We start from the raw sequence: 14815 nt of genomic DNA on the forward strand, positions 1-14815 counted from the left end.
CCGGTCGCCAAGACTGGGGAAACGGGAACACGGGAAATCAAAGAGGGAGCGCACCGCCAGTGGCGGGGCCATCACTGGGGAGGCGGCAAGGCCGCGAGCAGATCAGGCGCGCTCAGGCCACCAATGGTGGCGGCCGCAACTGGTCTCGCAGGTAGGAAGACCAGGCAGGGATTGCCGAAAAGGCGTGGGGAAACGGGTACCAGAGCAGCTCCGGGGTGGCGATGCGCGCCGGCAAGGTGGGGTCTTCCAGCTCACCCTGTAGCGAGGGCCGGTCATCATCATCGTCCACGGGCGCACCGGGCTCGCTGGCGGTCGCGCCGGCCACGCCAGCCACATCAGCCAAATCAGTTACACCCGCCAGCGCCGTCAATGCGTGCCAGCCACGCAGGTCGGGTCCGGCCTGCAGGCAAGAAGCCGCACCAGCAGCGGAGTGCGATGCGTTGTGCAATTCGGTGCGCAACTGCTCGCGAAGCTGTGACTCTCCCGTGGCTGCCAGCAATTGCAGCGGGATCAGCAGAGTCAACAACAGGAGCAGCAATCGGCGCATCAAATCCTTGTCAGGTGGAAAAACGGAGCAAGAGCAGGCCCAACCCACAGGCGTCAAAAAGGAAATATCCGTCAGCATTTCGTCAGCAATGACGGCCCGGCATTATACGCAATATCCCCGCCAGCCCGCTGTCGACCATCTGCCGAGCATTCTCCCCAGAATCAAGCTGGCAGGAAAGTTATCCACAAAAGCTGTGAACAAGCCTGTTGATAAGCACCCTGCCAGCTTCTGACATGCTTGCTGAGCAAGGGTTTCCAATAAATTGCCCTTGTTTTACACAAAGGTGAAGAAATTGGCCTAGGTGATGGAGACCACCTTGTTGCGGCCACCGAGTTTGGCGCGGTAGAGCGCGGCATCGGCCGCTTCCAGCAGCTGACGACCGTCGGTATCGTCCTGCAGTTCACGGGTGCAGACACCGACGCTGATGGTCAGGCGCCGTTCGACCAGTGACTTGTCATGAGGCTCGGCCAGTTGATAGACCGCCTGGCGCAATGCCTCCCCAAGCTCGGCAGCCTGCAGCGGCGGCAGATTGCGGACCAGGAGGATGAATTCCTCGCCACCATAGCGCGCCAGCACGTCATCCGGGCGCTGCAGGTGCGCGCGCAGGGTCTCCGCCACGCGCTTGAGCACGCGATCGCCGCCGCCGTGACCATAGAGGTCGTTGTACTGCTTGAAATAATCGACGTCGATCATGAACAGGGAGAGCGTTCCACCCTCTTCCTGCACCCGCTGCAAGGCGCGGGTGTAGTTCTCGTCGAAGTAGCGGCGATTGGGGATGCCGGTCAGGCCATCGGTACCGACCTGGCGCTTGAGCACTTCCGAATGGGACAGCAGCATCTTCTCGCGCTTGACCGAATTGCTGGCGTCGGTGACCTGCATCAGGCATAGGCGCTGGCCATCCGGATTATCGATGGGCGTGAGCACCACCGACTGCGCCATCCTCTGGGCGCCCTCCCCCTGCCCGCCCGGATGGTGCGGGTAGAGCGGCAAGGGCGAACGGTGCAAGGCGCTGGAGAGCAGCGATGGCAGGCCGTAGCTGAGGGTGTTGTCCAGCGCGCGCAGCAGGGCCGGTGTCATCTGTCCCGCAAACAGCGCAGCAAAGTCGGCATTGATGGCAGCGCCGGCAGGCACACGGCTGTGGCGCGCCATCCAGGCGTTCCAGAGCAGGATGTTCAAGTCCCTGTCCAGCATGACCAGGCCGCAATTGAGCTGGTCGTAGACGTCCTCCAAGCGGAAGCGCCCGGCAACGAAACTGCTCATGTCAACTCGATCTTCCTCAGATAGGCCTGGACATGCTCGACCAGTGCGTGCAAGGAGGTGGAACTGAGCAGGAAGATGAGATGGCCGTCGGTCTGGTGTTTCTCGATGACCAGGTCGATGTGCAGGACCAGCACATAGCGCTCGTCGGACTGCACCTCCGACAGGCGCGAGGAAATCTCCTCCGGGGAGGACACGACGTACTGCGGCAGGGAGCTGTTGAGCGTGATCTCCAGCATGTCCGCCATGGCCGACAGACAGGCATTGAGGATGATGTTGCCCAGTTCGCACATGGCTTCGCGCTCGAACTCGGCCAACTGGTCCAGGCTCATCTGCGACCCCATCATGTCGCGCACGATGGACAGCGCCCGGTCTTCGGTGAAGAGCAGCACCGCCTCGGCATCGAAGGGGCCATAGAAATTCTGGCTCACCGTGGCAAAGCGGCCCTGGATACGCGGTAGCAGTTGCTCGTTGATGGCGTCGGTGCGCAAGACCTCCACCGAAGGCACGGTCAGGCGCACTTCATCGCCGACGATTTCCGACAGGCTCTGCGCCGCGCGACCGGCACCGACGTTGAAGATCTCGGTCAGGGCATCGCGTTCGATTTCCGACAGGATGCTCACACCGGTCCCCGGAAATGCAGCAAGGCCTGGGCGATCGACTTTTCCGTGACCGGCTTGGCGACGAACACTGCGCCCAGTTGCTGGGCCCGCGTCTGTGCGGCCTCCTGGATATTGGCCGAGAAGATCGCCACCCGCACACTGGGCTGTAGCTGCAGGATCTGCTCGGCCGCATCGGTGCCGAGCATGCCGGGCATGTTGATGTCCATCGTGCAGTAATGCGGCGCATTCTGCTGCACCACACGGATCGCCTCTTCCCCGCTGGCCGCTTCCACCACCTGCCAATCCGGGTGCGCCGCCAGCACGTGGGCCTTGATCACCATGCGCGATACCTTGCTGTCATCGACGATGAGGAGGGTCTTGCCTGTTGCGTCATTAACCATCTTGAATCACTTTGACTATCAGAAAGCTGAATACAAGCTGAAAACAAACAGCTGAACGAAAATGCAGAAAAAACGGGATAAATGCTGACACCTACTGACAAGTTGTCAGACATTTAAGAATGATAAATCAAAATCAAGCCGGGCCGTATGGGGGAATCCCTGATAAAACGTGCATCTGTCAAAGATGCAACATGAATATTACTCCGGTGAGACCGCTTTCTCACGCCACTGCAGCCGACATCTTGACCTGCGGCAATATCGTGATGCCGGAGCAATGCAGATTTTCGGCGGCGTCGGCAGCCCTTGGGTAGAATCGCGGGCATGAAGCTGCGCCAGAAGATCATTTTCCTTGCCATTGTTCCCCTAGGACTGGCTTTTGCCGCCATTGCGCTGGTGGTGCGCTACCAGGCGGTGGAGCTGGCCCGCCAGCAGCGCGCCACCATCGAAGCGGCCTATCTGGCCAGCAAGAACACCGAATTGCGGCATTACGTGGACCTGGCGCAGCACGCGCTGGCCCATCTCTACGACACCGGGCGCAGCGACGACGCCATCAAGGAAGAGGCGCGCCGCATCCTGGCCGACATGGAGTTCGGCGACGATGGCTATTTCTTCGTCTATGACGACCATGGCCGCAACATCGTCCACCCGCGCCAGCCGGAACTGGTGGGACTGGACATGTGGGACTGGCGCGACGAGTCCGGCAGCCTCACCATCCAGCACCTGATCACGCTGGCCCATCAGGGCGGCGGCTTCGAACATTACCTGTGGCGCAAGCCGTCCAGCAAGGCGGTGGCGCCCAAGCTGGGCTATGTGATCAGCCTGCCTCGCTGGGGCTGGGTGATCGGCACCGGCATCTATCTCGACGACGTCGACAAGGCGCTGGCCCAGGTGGATCACCAGAACTCCGGCCACCTGCGCCGGACCATGCTGCTGATCGCCGCCATTGCACTTTCCAGCGCGCTGGTGGTGGGCCTGGCCGGCGTCCTGCTGAACCTGAGCGAACACCGCGTGGCCGACGCCAAGCTGCGCCAGCTGGCGCAGCGCGTGGTGCGCTCGCAGGAAGAAGAACGCGCCCGCCTCTCACGCGATCTGCATGACGGCATCAGCCAATGGCTGGTGTCGATCAAGCTGCAGATCGAAGCAGCCCTGGAACGCCTGCGCGGCACACCCGAGCAGGCCGCCCAGGCGCGGCTGGGCTTCGAGAAGACCGCGACCCAGATCAATGGGGTGCTGGCCGAAGTAAGGCGCATCTCGCACGACCTGCGTCCGGCCATCCTGGATGACCTCGGCCTGGCGGCGGCACTGGAACATCTCTGCGTTGAATGGCGCGATGCAGTCGGCGACAGCGACGGCGATGGTGTCGGGCGCACGGAAAGCCGCATCACCTTCGTCAGCGAAGGCAACATCGGCGATGGCGCGCCGCTGTCCGACGTGGTCAATACGGTGCTCTTCCGGGTGGCCCAGGAGGCGCTGACCAACATCGCACGCCATGCGCACGCCAGCCAGATCAGGATGCGCCTCTACGGTGGCCACAACCTGATCATGCTGCAAGTCCAGGACAATGGCTGCGGCTTCGACCTGGGCCAGGTGGATGATCACTCGCGCCACGGCATCGGTCTGCGCAACATGCGCGAGCGCATGGAGTCGGTGGGCGGCGAACTGGCGATCGATTCGTCGGCCGCCGGCACCAGCATCAGCGCCATCATTCCCCGTTCTTCCCTGTTCCTCTCCTCCCATGGCTGAATTCATTCCCATCGCACCGGCACTGACCCGCATCATGCTCATCGACGACCATCCGCTGGTGCGGGACGGCTTGCGGGCACGCCTGGAAATGGTACCCGGCCTGCTGGTGGTGGCCGAAGCCGGCAACGCCGAGGAAGCGCTGGCCGCCGCCAGCGCGCAGCAGATCGACCTGACGCTGATGGACATCAACATGCGCGGCATCAACGGGATCGAGCTGACCGGCCGCTTCCACGCCCTGCATCCGGAGATCGCGGTGCTCATCCTGAGCATGCATGACAAGGCTGAATACGTGATGCAATCGATCCAGGCCGGTGCCCGTGGCTATGTGCTCAAGGATGCGCCCAGCCAGGATATCGTGCAGGCCATCGAGACCGTGCGTTCGGGCGGCATCTACTACAGCGCGGCACTGGCACGCCAGCTGACCCAACCGCTGCCGCCGCGCGACCTGCTCACGCAGCGCGAACGGGAGGTGCTGCAGCACATCGCCAACGGCGAATCGAACAAGCAGATTGCCCGCGAGCTGGACCTGAGCGTGCGCACGGTGGAAACGCATCGACTCAACATCAAGCGCAAGCTCAACATCGATGGGCAGGCCGAGCTGATCAAGTTCGCGGTGGAGTCACGCAACAGCGCCGGCACGTCCTGACAGGTGCAGGCCGATTGGCCGGCATGATGCACGTCACGCCGCTGGTGTGGACATGGCGGGCAAGCTCAGGCGGATCACCTCCCCAAATCCGATCTGGCGTCGCTGCGCCATGGCGCGCAGGGCAATGTCTTCATATGCCTGCTGCTCCGGGGCGAGCATGTCGCCCTGCTCTGCGCGCCACTGGACGCAGGCGTGCAGCATGCGGATCGATCCCGCATGGCAGACCACGATAGCAGCCGGTAGAGCGCGTGCGCGCAGGCGCTCAAGGGCCTGCCAGATGCGCCGGGCCATCACCGGCAGTGTCTCGCCGCCACCGGGTGCCTGATGCAGCAGGTCCTGGTTCCAGGCCTCGACCTCGGCCCAGGGGATATCGTCCCAGCGGCGCAATTCCCAACTGCCGAAATCCATTTCCTGCAGATCATGTTCCAGCACCGCGCCTGCCTGCTCCAGCCGCACCGCCAGCTGTTGCGCCAGCCCGGCGCAGCGACGCAGCGGACTGCTGAACACCGGCACATCGCGCGGCAGTTGCGTGAGCAGTTGTTCCAGGCACTGCTGCTGCACCTCGGGTGCGACCGCGATATCGCTGCGGCCATAGCAGGTGTGCTGGTCCAATACCGGCTGCGGATGGCGGATCAGGTAGAGCAGCATGGTCAGGCAGTCCACCAGCCTGGCAGCGTGGCCAGTGCGCCCAGATAGAACGCGGTCTCGCTCATTTGCTGGACCGCCCCCAGGCAATCGCCGGTGTAGCCCCCCAGCCGCTGCTGGAAACGTCGCGCCAGCCAGACGGCAGCGAGCGCCGCGAGCAGCACGCCCACCACGATGCGTTGCCACGACATGAGGCCGAGCGCCCACACGCCGATCACCGGTAGCGCCGCGCACAGCGAAGCGAGCAGGAATTCACCGCCATGCAGGTGCTGGGCCAGCGGCTTGGCCTTGCCTTGCTCGCGCACGTAGTCCATACGCCAGATCAGGCAGGTGGCCAGCCAGCGCGACACCGGATGGGCCATGCCCAGTACGGCCAGCACCTGCAAGGGCAGGAATGCGTTGAGCGCAGCCACCTTGAGGGCCAGCAGCAGGACAATCCCGATCACGCCATAGCTGCCCAGACGCGAATCGCGCATGATCTCCAGCGCCCGCTCGCGCCCCACTGCACCCCCCAGGCCATCGCAGACATCGGCAAAGCCATCCTCGTGAAACGCCCCGGTGAGCCAGATGCCCACCGCTGTCGACAAGAGCACCGCCAGCAGATGTGGCCAGAACTGCACTGCCAGCAGATACACCAGGGCGCAGACCCAGGCCACGATCCAGCCCACCAGGGGGAAATAGCGCGTGCAACGCTGCAGCCATTCCGGCCGGAAGCCAACCCAGCGCGGAATCGGCAGGCGCGTGAAGAACTGCAGGGCGATGAAGAACAGCCGCAGCTGATACAGCAGGCCCGTGCCGGATGTGGAGTCCCCGGAGTCCCCGGGGTCCTGGCGCGGATCAGCCATGTTTAGCGCTGACGCTGGCCGAGGAGAAGGTCGCCATCTGTTCCACGAAATTCACGGCCGCCCGCAGCAGGGGCAAGGCCAGCGCAGCGCCGGTGCCCTCGCCCAGGCGCAGATCCAGCTGCATCAGCGGTCGGGCCTGCAGATACTGCAGCATGCGAGCGTGGCCGGCCTCGTCGGAGCAGTGGGAAAACACGCAGTAGTCCAGCACCGCCGGCTGCAAGGCCGCCGCCACCAGCAGCGCCGACGTGACGATGAAACCGTCGATCAGCAGGACCAGGCGCCGCTTGGCGGCGCCCAGCATGGCGCCGACCATGAAGGCAATCTCCAGGCCACCCAGCGCCGCCAGTTGTTCCAGCGGCGCCAGTGGCGTACTCCCCTGCGCATGCAGGCGCAGCGCCCGCGTGATGGCATCGGCCTTGCGCGCCATGCCCTGCTGGTCCATCCCGGTGCCGGCGCCGATACAATCCTCCACGGCCATGCCGGTCAGCGCGGCCATCAAGGCGGCCGCCGCAGTCGTATTGCCGATCCCCATCTCGCCAAAACCGAGCACGTCCGCATCCACCGACGCGGCCCACTGCAGCCCCGCCTGGATGGCGCTCTCGCATTGCACCGCCGTCATTGCCGGGCCAAGACAGAAGTTGGCAGTGCCGTAGGCAATCTTGCGATCCAGCAGGCCGGTACGAACACCGAAATCATGATTGACGCCGACATCGACGATAGTCAGCGCGCATTCGTTCTGTCGCGCAAAGACATTGATCGCGGCGCCGCCGGCCAGGAAATTTTCGACCATCTGCCAGGTCACGCTTTGCGGATAGGCTGAAACCCCCTCTGCGGTGACCCCGTGGTCACCGGCACAGATGACGATGGCCGGCCGCCGCAGGGTGGGCCGATCAGTCGCCTGGATCAGTCCGATCTGGCGCGCCAGGCGCTCCAGCGCGCCGAGGCTGCCCTGTGGCTTGGTCTTCTCGTTGATGCGTGCGTCCAGGCGTGCAGCCAGCGCGGCATCGTGGGTGGAAACGAGGGTGGGAATCTGCATGGCGTCGTGCTCGGCGCCGCATGGCGCGGCAGGATCAAGGGAGCGACAGTATAAGAGATCGCCTCGACCGACGGCGACGACGAAGCGCAGTGCGGACGCAAAAAAGGCAGGGCGCCCTGCGACTCCCTGCCCTTGACCGCTGTTGGCCGGCCCGTGGTGGCGACCCCGATCAGGCCTTCACGGCCGCCTTGTCCAGCACGCCGTAGATGGTCGAGGCCAGCTCGTTGGCTTCGAACTTGGCGACATAGGCATCGCCCCCCACGCTGCGCACGTGATCCTCGTTGGCCGAACCGGACAATGAGGAGTGGATGATGACGGGAATGCTCTTGAGGAAATCTTCACGCTTGATATTGCGGGTCAGCGTGAAGCCATCCATTTCGGGCATTTCCAGATCGGTCAGGACGAAGGAAATCTTGTCGGAGATCGGCTTGCCCTCGGCGCGTGCTTCCTTGGCCAGTTTCTGGATCTTCTCCCAGGCTTCCTTGCCGGTGACGTGCATCTCGAAGGGAATCTCCATGGCCCGCAAGCCCTGCTCGATGAGCGAACGTGCCACCTTGGAATCGTCCGCGGCAATGGCCACGGTCCCCGGGCGGATGCCATGACCGGTGCTCTTCTCCAGGCTTTCCATCTTCAGGTGACGGTCGCTAGGCATGATCTCGTGCAGGATCTGCTCGACGTCCAGCACCTGGGCCAGGCGGCTGGTGTCCTTGTCGTTGTCCAGGCGCGCGATGCTGGTGACGAAGGCGCCACCGCTGCTGGATTCGGCCGACAGCACCTGGCTCCATTCCAGGCGCACGATCTCGTCCACCGACTCCACCGCAAAGGCCTGGGTGCTGCGGGCATATTCGGTGACCAGCAGGATGTTCAGGCCGGTCTTGGGCACACAGCCGACCACGGCCGGCAAATCGATGACCGAAATGATCTGCCCCCGGATGTTGACCATGCCCAGCATCGGCGATTGCGTTCCGGCCGCCTTGGTGACGGGCGGCATGGGCACGATTTCACGGATCTTGAAGACATTGATGCCAAACAGCTCAGAGCGCTCGCCGTAAGGATCCGCCCCCAGACGGAATAGCAGCAGCTCGAATTTGTTAGATGCGGTGAGATTGGTTCTCTCATCGATCTCTTTCTGGAAACTATCCATATCTTCCCCCCGATTCGAATGGATGTGACAGGTAAAGACCTGCTCCAGCAATGTAGTTGGGAAAGTTGGCCGTGGCAATCAGGCAATCACTGATATACGATTTTTTTGATTTTCTGCAATTTGAATCAGGCTGAAATACGACGTCACGAGAGACATCCTGGCAGAAGGATGGGCAACGCCCAGGGAGCAAGGCCGCTGCGCCGGCAGGGAAGAAAAACCGTGGGCTGCTGGAAATACGAGCCGGAAAGCAAAAAAGGAAGCCCGAAGGCTTCCTTTTTCAACTTGGAGCGGGAGAAGAGTCTCGAACTCTCGACCTATACCTTGGCAAGGTATCGCTCTACCAACTGAGCTACTCCCGCATGGGAACTTACATCTACTGCAACAGGAAACCGAAGCCGCCTGCCTTGAAACTGGAGCGGGAGAAGAGTCTCGAACTCTCGACCTATACCTTGGCAAGGTATCGCTCTACCAACTGAGCTACTCCCGCATGGGAACCTGCATCTACTGCAACAGGAAGCCGAAGCTGCCTGCCTTGAATCTGGAGCGGGAGAAGAGTCTCGAACTCTCGACCTATACCTTGGCAAGGTATCGCTCTACCAACTGAGCTACTCCCGCATGGAGCGTTTTGGAGGCGGGGGTCGGGATCGAACCGGCGTAGACGGCTTTGCAGGCCGCTGCATAACCACTTTGCTACCCCGCCTTGGGGACACGCATACTACCTAAAACGCGTGTTGTTTGCAAACATCTTTTTTGACTTTTTCGACAACTTTCCAAAGCCAAACTTTCAATGCATGCTCACCTATCACAATAAAAAAAGGAAGCTTTGTTAGGCTTCCTTTTTTCCAAGTAACCTGGAGCGGGAGAAGAGTCTCGAACTCTCGACCTATACCTTGGCAAGGTATCGCTCTACCAACTGAGCTACTCCCGCATCGAAAACAGAACGCTATTATAAGTCACCGTTGGCGTTTGTCAACTATTGAACTTGGTTTTTTAATTATTTATTTAATTATCTTCTTGCGGTTTTCAGCGTCGGCTTCCTTGATCATCGGCATGGCGCGACGCAGGTAATACAGCATTGACCATACCGTCAGCACCGCCGCCACCAGCAGCAGCAGGCTGCCCCACAGACGGGTATCGATGATGGAGAACAGCGTGTCGTAGTACAGCAGCATGGGGATGGCAATCATCTGGGCGGTGGTCTTGATCTTGCCCAGCGAACTGACGGCCACCGACTTGGAAGCGCCGATCTGGGCCATCCACTCGCGCAGGGCCGAGATGGCGATCTCGCGACCGATGATGACGAAGGCGATCACCGGGTGTACGCGATCCAGGTGCACCAGCACCAGCAGCGCACCGGTGACCATGAGCTTGTCGGCCACCGGGTCGAGGAAAGCACCGAAGGCCGAGGTCTGGTTCCAGCGCCGGGCCAGGAAGCCGTCGAACCAGTCGGTCGCGGCGGCGACGATGAACACGGCGGTAGCGGCGATACCTTGCTCATAGCGGTTCAGGCCGATCTCGGGCAGATAGTAGACACCGACGACCAGGGGAATGAGCGCCACCCGCAACCAGGTCAGCAGAATCGGAATATTGAAAGGCATACGTCTTGGAGGGTGGGTGCGGCGTACACAAAAAAAATTTACCGAATAGTAGCAGAGTCGTCCCCTGCTGCGCCCGCCTTTCATTCGGCCGGCGCCGCAGGGCGCATCGCGCGCGTGACGGATCAGTGCAATTGCCGGTAGATTTCCTCGGCCAGCTGGCGCGAGATACCTTCCACCGAAGCCAGGTCATCCACGCTGGCATCGACCACGCCGCGCAAGCCACCAAAGCGCACCAGCAGGCGCTGGCGACGCTTGGCACCGATGCCTTCGATCTCTTCCAGGCGCGAGGTCTGGCGTGCCTTGGCGCGCTTGGCCCGCATGCCGGTGATGGCGAAGCGGTGCGCTTCGTCGCGGATCTGGGCGATCAACATCAGCGCGGCCGATTCCTTGCCCAGTTCCTTGGGCGCGCGTCCATCTGCGAAGACCAGGGTTTCCAGGCCGACCTTGCGCCCTTCCCCCTTGGCGACGCCGACGATGAGGCTGATGTCCAGGCCCAGTTCAGTAAGGACCTGGCGTGCCATTTCCACCTGCCCCTTGCCGCCGTCGATCAGGACGATGTCGGGCATGACGCCTTCGCCGTTGGCGACCTTTTCATAACGGCGCGTGAGCACCTGGCGCATGGCGGCGTAATCATCACCCGGGGTGATGTCGTTGATGTTGTAGCGGCGGTATTCGCCGTTCTGCATGGCATGGTGATGGAACACCACACAGGATGCCTGCGTGGCCTCACCCTGGGTGTGACTGATGTCGAAGCATTCGGCGCGCAGCTCGTCGAGGTCGTCGCGTTCCAGCTCCAGCACCTCGGCCAGGGCACGCGTGCGGGCCTGCTGCGAACCCTGTTCGGAGAGCAACCGGGCCAGCGCGATGCCGGCACCCTTGGTCGCCATGTCCAGCCACTGCCGGCGCTGACCCTGGGGCTGGAAGGTCAGCGTGATGCGGTGGCCGCACTGCTCCATCAGCGCCACCATCAAGGCCGGATCGTCGAATTCGGCCCCCACGATCAGCGAGCCGGGGACGAACTTGTCGATGTAATGCTGGGCCAGGAAGGCCTTGAGCACTTCGACCTCGATGCTGTCCTCGGCGGTATCCATCGCATCGTCGACGTGCGTGGGGAAATAGGCACGGTCGCCGAGATGACGTCCGCCGCGCACCATCGCCAGGTTGACGCAGGCGCGACCGCCCTGCACCACGACCGCAATGATGTCGATATCGGCGTCGCTGACGGTTTCCATGCTCTGCTGATGCAACACACTGGAGAGCGAGCCGATCTGGTCGCGCACGGCAGCGGCCTGCTCGAACTTGAGGTCGGCGGCGAAGGCATGCATCTTCTGCTCCAGCGCTTCCATCACCTCGCTTTGGCGACCACGCAGGAATTTCGAGGCGTTCTCGACGTCGATGGCGTAGTCCTCACGACTCACCAGATTCACGCAGGGTCCGCTGCAGCGATGGATCTGGTGCAACAGGCAGGGACGCGTGCGATTGGTGAAGACCGTGTCTTCGCAGGTGCGCAGCAGGAAGACCTTCTGCAGGATCTGGATCGATTCCTTGACCGCGCCGGCATTGGGAAACGGCCCGAAATACTGGCTGCGCTTGTCCACCGCACCACGGTAATAGGCCATGCGCGGAAAGGCGTGGCCGGTGATCTTCAGATAGGGGTAGGACTTGTCGTCGCGAAAGAGGATGTTGAAACGCGGCCGCAGGGTCTTGATCAGGTTGTTTTCCAGCAGCAGCGCTTCGGCTTCGCTACGGGTCACCGTGGTTTCCAGGCGGGCGATGCGCTCGACCATCATGGCGATGCGCGGGCTGGTCAGGGTCTTCTGGAAATAGCTGGAAACCCGCTTCTTGAGGTCGCGTGCCTTGCCCACGTAGAGCACATTGTCTTCGGCATCGAAGTAGCGATAGACGCCGGGCAGGTGCGGCAGGCGGCCGACCGTTTCAAGCACGATCTCGCGTGGATCGGGCAACGCAGAGGCAGGAATATCGGACATGGATATGACGGCAGCTTACAGCGATTGCAGCAATGTGCGCGCAGCCAGATAGCGCGCATCGGCTTGCAGCGCATCCCAGCCCGGGGCCTGGCCCAGCGGCAGCAGGCTGGCACGGCGTGTGGCGGAAGCGGTATCGGTGCCGCCCTTGAGACCGGCCAGGATGGCATCGGCCTTGTCGGGCGAATTGCAGATCAGCGCCACGTCGCAACCCGCATCCAGCGCAGCCTGCGCTGCCTCCAGCGGGCCACCGGCGACACTGGCGCCGTGCATGCTGAGGTCGTCGCTGAAGATCACACCCTGGAAGCCGAAACGCTCGCGCAGCAGCGACAGCCATACCTTGGAAAAACCGGCCGGCTGGGCATCCACCTTGGGATAGATGACGTGGGCCGGCATCACCGCCGCCAGGCTCATGCCGAGCCAGTCGTAGGGCGTCGCATCCTCGCCGAGAATGTCATCCAGTTCCCGCTCGTCGACCGGGATGGCCACATGCGAATCGGCCGTGACGAAACCGTGCCCGGGGAAATGCTTGCCGCAATTGGCCATGCCGGCCAGCGCCAGGCCGTGATTGACGCTCTTGGCCAGCAAGGTCACCACGCGCGGATCGCGATGGAAGGAGCGGTCGCCGATCACGGTGGAGACGCCGTAGTCGAGGTCCAGCACAGGCGTGAAGGACAGGTCGATGCCACAGGCGCGCAACTCGGCGGCCAGCACGAAACCGGTGACAGTCGCCAGCTTGGTAGCCTGCAGCACATCACGGTCCCACAGCTGACCCAGTTGACCCATGGCCGGCAGGCGGGTGAAACCGTCGCTGCGAAAACGCTGCACACGCCCGCCTTCGTGGTCGACCGCGATCAGGATGCCGGGGCGTGCCTGGCGGATGGCGCTGGTCAGCGCGACCAACTGCGCACGGTCCTCGTAGTTGCGGGCAAACAGGATGACGCCGCCGGTGAGCGGGTGCTGCAGGCGGGCGATATCGGCGGCATCCAGCCGCGTGCCGACCACGTCCAGCATCACCGGACCCAGGGGCTTGACGGCTTGGTTCATGACTTCTCCACGATGACAAAGGCGACGGCGTATTCCACTTCGTCGGTGATGGTGACGTGGGCGCTGAGGCCCTGCTCTTGCATCCATTGTTGCAAGGCGCCGCTACAGACCACCACCGGCTTGCCGCTGGGGGCGTTCAGAACCTGCATGGCGCGCCAGGTCATGGGCATGCGCATGCCCATGCCGATGGCCTTGGAAAAGGCTTCCTTGGCCGCGAAACGGGTGGCCAGGAAACGGATGCCGCGTGCCTCCACCTTGGCCTTGCGCCGCAGGTATTTTTCCATTTCCTGCGGCCCCAGGATCTTGCCGGCGAAGCGATCGCCGTGGCGCTTGAGCGCCGCTTCCAGGCGCGGGATCTTGAGGATGTCGGTACCGATGCCGTAGATCATGCGATGCGCCTCAAGCCTTGGCGCCGGACTTGGTCGCTTCCAGGCGCGCCTTGACCATGATGGCCTTCATTTCGGAGACCGCATTGCGCCAACCGACGAAGACCGCATGCGCCACCACGGCATGGCCGATGTTGAGTTCGGCGATCTCGGGAATGGCGGCAATCGCCTGGACATTGGTGTAGTGCAGACCATGCCCGGCATTGACCTTCAGGCCGAGCTTGATGCCGGCCTGGACGGCGATGCGGATGCGCTCCAGTTCTTCCTGCTGCTCCTGCTCGCTGGTGGCGTCGGCGTAGCGACCGGTGTGCAGTTCGATCACCGGCGCGCCGGATTCGGCGGCCGCCTGGATCTGTTGCACGTCGGGATCGATGAAGAGCGAGACGCGTACCCGTTCCTGCTGCAATTGGCGGATGGCGGACTGCACATCGGCAAAGTGGCCGGTCACGTCCAGCCCGCCTTCGGTAGTGACTTCGGTGCGCTTTTCCGGCACCAGGCAGACATCCTGCGGCTTGATGAGGCAGGCGAAGTCGATCATCTCCTTCGTCACTGCCGCTTCCAGGTTCATGCGGGTCTGCAGCAGCGGGCGGATGGCCTTCACATCGTCATCGCGGATGTGGCGACGATCTTCACGCAGGTGCAGGGTGATGACGTCGGCACCGGCTTCCTCCGCTTCCAGGGCTGCCCGGATGGGATCGGGATAGCGGGTACCGCGCGCATTGCGCAGGGTGGCGACGTGGTCGATGTTGATGCCCAGTTCGATGGTCGGGCCGGCGGGCTGCAGGAAACTCATGGCGTCAGGATGCTTCGTGTGAGTGATATTCGGATGTGCTGTATGCATCTGGCCGCGCATCGCAGATGATGCGGCCAGACGATGATTGTAGCGACTTGGGAGCGTGCGTGGGAGGAGCGACGGCGAGCGCGCCGCCGTCG

Annotated in this window: 15 protein-coding genes and 5 tRNA genes; 2 read left to right on the forward strand and 18 right to left on the reverse strand. The window is 62.8% G+C overall.

The genetic code is table 11. The annotated features are described in order from the left end of the window. Positions 1–112: 112 nt before the first annotated feature. From ACEOAC_RS15480 to ACEOAC_RS15495, 4 genes are all read right to left on the reverse strand, one after another. Complete coding sequence (locus tag ACEOAC_RS15480) at positions 113–625, reverse strand: hypothetical protein (protein ID WP_413444789.1); 513 nt, start codon at positions 623–625, stop codon at positions 113–115. A 219-nt stretch (positions 626–844) separates the two neighbouring features. Continuing rightward, on the reverse strand, positions 845–1807 hold the full coding sequence (locus ACEOAC_RS15485) for a diguanylate cyclase domain-containing protein (protein ID WP_413444790.1): 963 nt from the start codon (positions 1805–1807) through the stop codon (positions 845–847). Further along, positions 1804–2427 (reverse strand): chemotaxis protein CheC, encoded by a 624-nt coding sequence (locus tag ACEOAC_RS15490; protein ID WP_077236996.1) that lies wholly within the window; start codon positions 2425–2427, stop codon positions 1804–1806. The genes ACEOAC_RS15485 and ACEOAC_RS15490 overlap by 4 nt, the downstream gene beginning before the upstream one ends. Further along, positions 2424–2807 (reverse strand): response regulator transcription factor, encoded by a 384-nt coding sequence (locus ACEOAC_RS15495; RefSeq protein ID WP_006465603.1) that lies wholly within the window; start codon positions 2805–2807, stop codon positions 2424–2426. Before ACEOAC_RS15495 ends, ACEOAC_RS15490 begins: the two co-directional genes overlap by 4 nt. Before the next feature lie 321 nt (positions 2808–3128). Here ACEOAC_RS15495 and ACEOAC_RS15500 point away from each other — a divergent pair, with 321 nt between their 5' ends. Continuing rightward, positions 3129–4550: a cache domain-containing protein gene (locus ACEOAC_RS15500; RefSeq protein ID WP_241812697.1), complete on the forward strand. Its 1422-nt coding sequence runs from the start codon at positions 3129–3131 to the stop codon at positions 4548–4550. After that, on the forward strand, positions 4543–5196 hold the full coding sequence (locus tag ACEOAC_RS15505; protein ID WP_413444791.1) for a response regulator: 654 nt from the start codon (positions 4543–4545) through the stop codon (positions 5194–5196). The genes ACEOAC_RS15500 and ACEOAC_RS15505 overlap by 8 nt, the downstream gene beginning before the upstream one ends. A gap of 33 nt (positions 5197–5229) precedes the next feature. Here the strand turns inward: ACEOAC_RS15505 and ACEOAC_RS15510 are convergent, their stop codons facing one another. The 14 genes from ACEOAC_RS15510 to pdxJ all read right to left on the reverse strand — a co-directional run bounded on the left by ACEOAC_RS15510 (position 5230) and on the right by pdxJ (position 14675). Further along, positions 5230–5844 carry a histidine phosphatase family protein gene (locus ACEOAC_RS15510; RefSeq protein WP_413444792.1) on the reverse strand — a complete coding sequence of 205 codons (615 nt, stop codon included), beginning with the start codon at positions 5842–5844 and terminating at the stop codon, positions 5230–5232. Between the two features lie 2 nt (positions 5845–5846). Then, positions 5847–6686 carry an adenosylcobinamide-GDP ribazoletransferase gene (locus ACEOAC_RS15515; RefSeq protein WP_413444793.1) on the reverse strand — a complete coding sequence of 280 codons (840 nt, stop codon included), beginning with the start codon at positions 6684–6686 and terminating at the stop codon, positions 5847–5849. Beyond that, entirely contained in the window at positions 6679–7722 is a 1044-nt protein-coding gene (gene cobT / locus ACEOAC_RS15520) for a nicotinate-nucleotide--dimethylbenzimidazole phosphoribosyltransferase (RefSeq protein ID WP_413444794.1), read from the reverse strand. The genes ACEOAC_RS15515 and cobT overlap by 8 nt, the downstream gene beginning before the upstream one ends. A 169-nt stretch (positions 7723–7891) precedes the next feature. After that, entirely contained in the window at positions 7892–8866 is a 975-nt protein-coding gene (locus tag ACEOAC_RS15525) for a chemotaxis protein (RefSeq protein WP_077236989.1), read from the reverse strand. A gap of 283 nt (positions 8867–9149) precedes the next feature. Further along, positions 9150–9225, reverse strand: a tRNA-Gly gene (locus ACEOAC_RS15530). A 52-nt stretch (positions 9226–9277) separates the two neighbouring features. Continuing rightward, positions 9278–9353 (reverse strand) — tRNA-Gly (locus ACEOAC_RS15535). 52 nt (positions 9354–9405) lie between these two features. Beyond that, a tRNA-Gly gene (locus ACEOAC_RS15540) sits at positions 9406–9481 on the reverse strand. An 11-nt stretch (positions 9482–9492) separates the two neighbouring features. Beyond that, positions 9493–9566: transfer RNA gene (locus ACEOAC_RS15545), tRNA-Cys, on the reverse strand. 152 nt (positions 9567–9718) lie between these two features. Further along, positions 9719–9794 (reverse strand) — tRNA-Gly (locus tag ACEOAC_RS15550). Positions 9795–9864: 70 nt separating this feature from the next. After that, a complete protein-coding gene (pgsA, locus tag ACEOAC_RS15555) occupies positions 9865–10464 on the reverse strand; it encodes a CDP-diacylglycerol--glycerol-3-phosphate 3-phosphatidyltransferase (RefSeq protein WP_006463484.1) in 600 nt (199 codons plus the stop codon). A 122-nt stretch (positions 10465–10586) separates the two neighbouring features. Further along, positions 10587–12452: an excinuclease ABC subunit UvrC gene (uvrC, locus tag ACEOAC_RS15560; protein WP_413443387.1), complete on the reverse strand. Its 1866-nt coding sequence runs from the start codon at positions 12450–12452 to the stop codon at positions 10587–10589. Positions 12453–12467: 15 nt separating this feature from the next. Next, complete coding sequence (gene nagZ / locus ACEOAC_RS15565; RefSeq protein ID WP_413443388.1) at positions 12468–13496, reverse strand: beta-N-acetylhexosaminidase; 1029 nt, start codon at positions 13494–13496, stop codon at positions 12468–12470. Continuing rightward, a complete protein-coding gene (gene acpS, locus ACEOAC_RS15570; RefSeq protein ID WP_006463490.1) occupies positions 13493–13885 on the reverse strand; it encodes a holo-ACP synthase in 393 nt (130 codons plus the stop codon). Before acpS ends, nagZ begins: the two co-directional genes overlap by 4 nt. 10 nt (positions 13886–13895) lie before the next feature. Next, positions 13896–14675: a pyridoxine 5'-phosphate synthase gene (gene pdxJ / locus ACEOAC_RS15575; protein ID WP_413443389.1), complete on the reverse strand. Its 780-nt coding sequence runs from the start codon at positions 14673–14675 to the stop codon at positions 13896–13898. Between the last annotated feature and the right edge of the window lie 140 nt (positions 14676–14815).

It is taken from the genome of Herbaspirillum frisingense, assembly GCF_047325095.1.
Classification (GTDB): Bacteria; Pseudomonadota; Gammaproteobacteria; order Burkholderiales; family Burkholderiaceae_D; genus Herbaspirillum; species Herbaspirillum frisingense.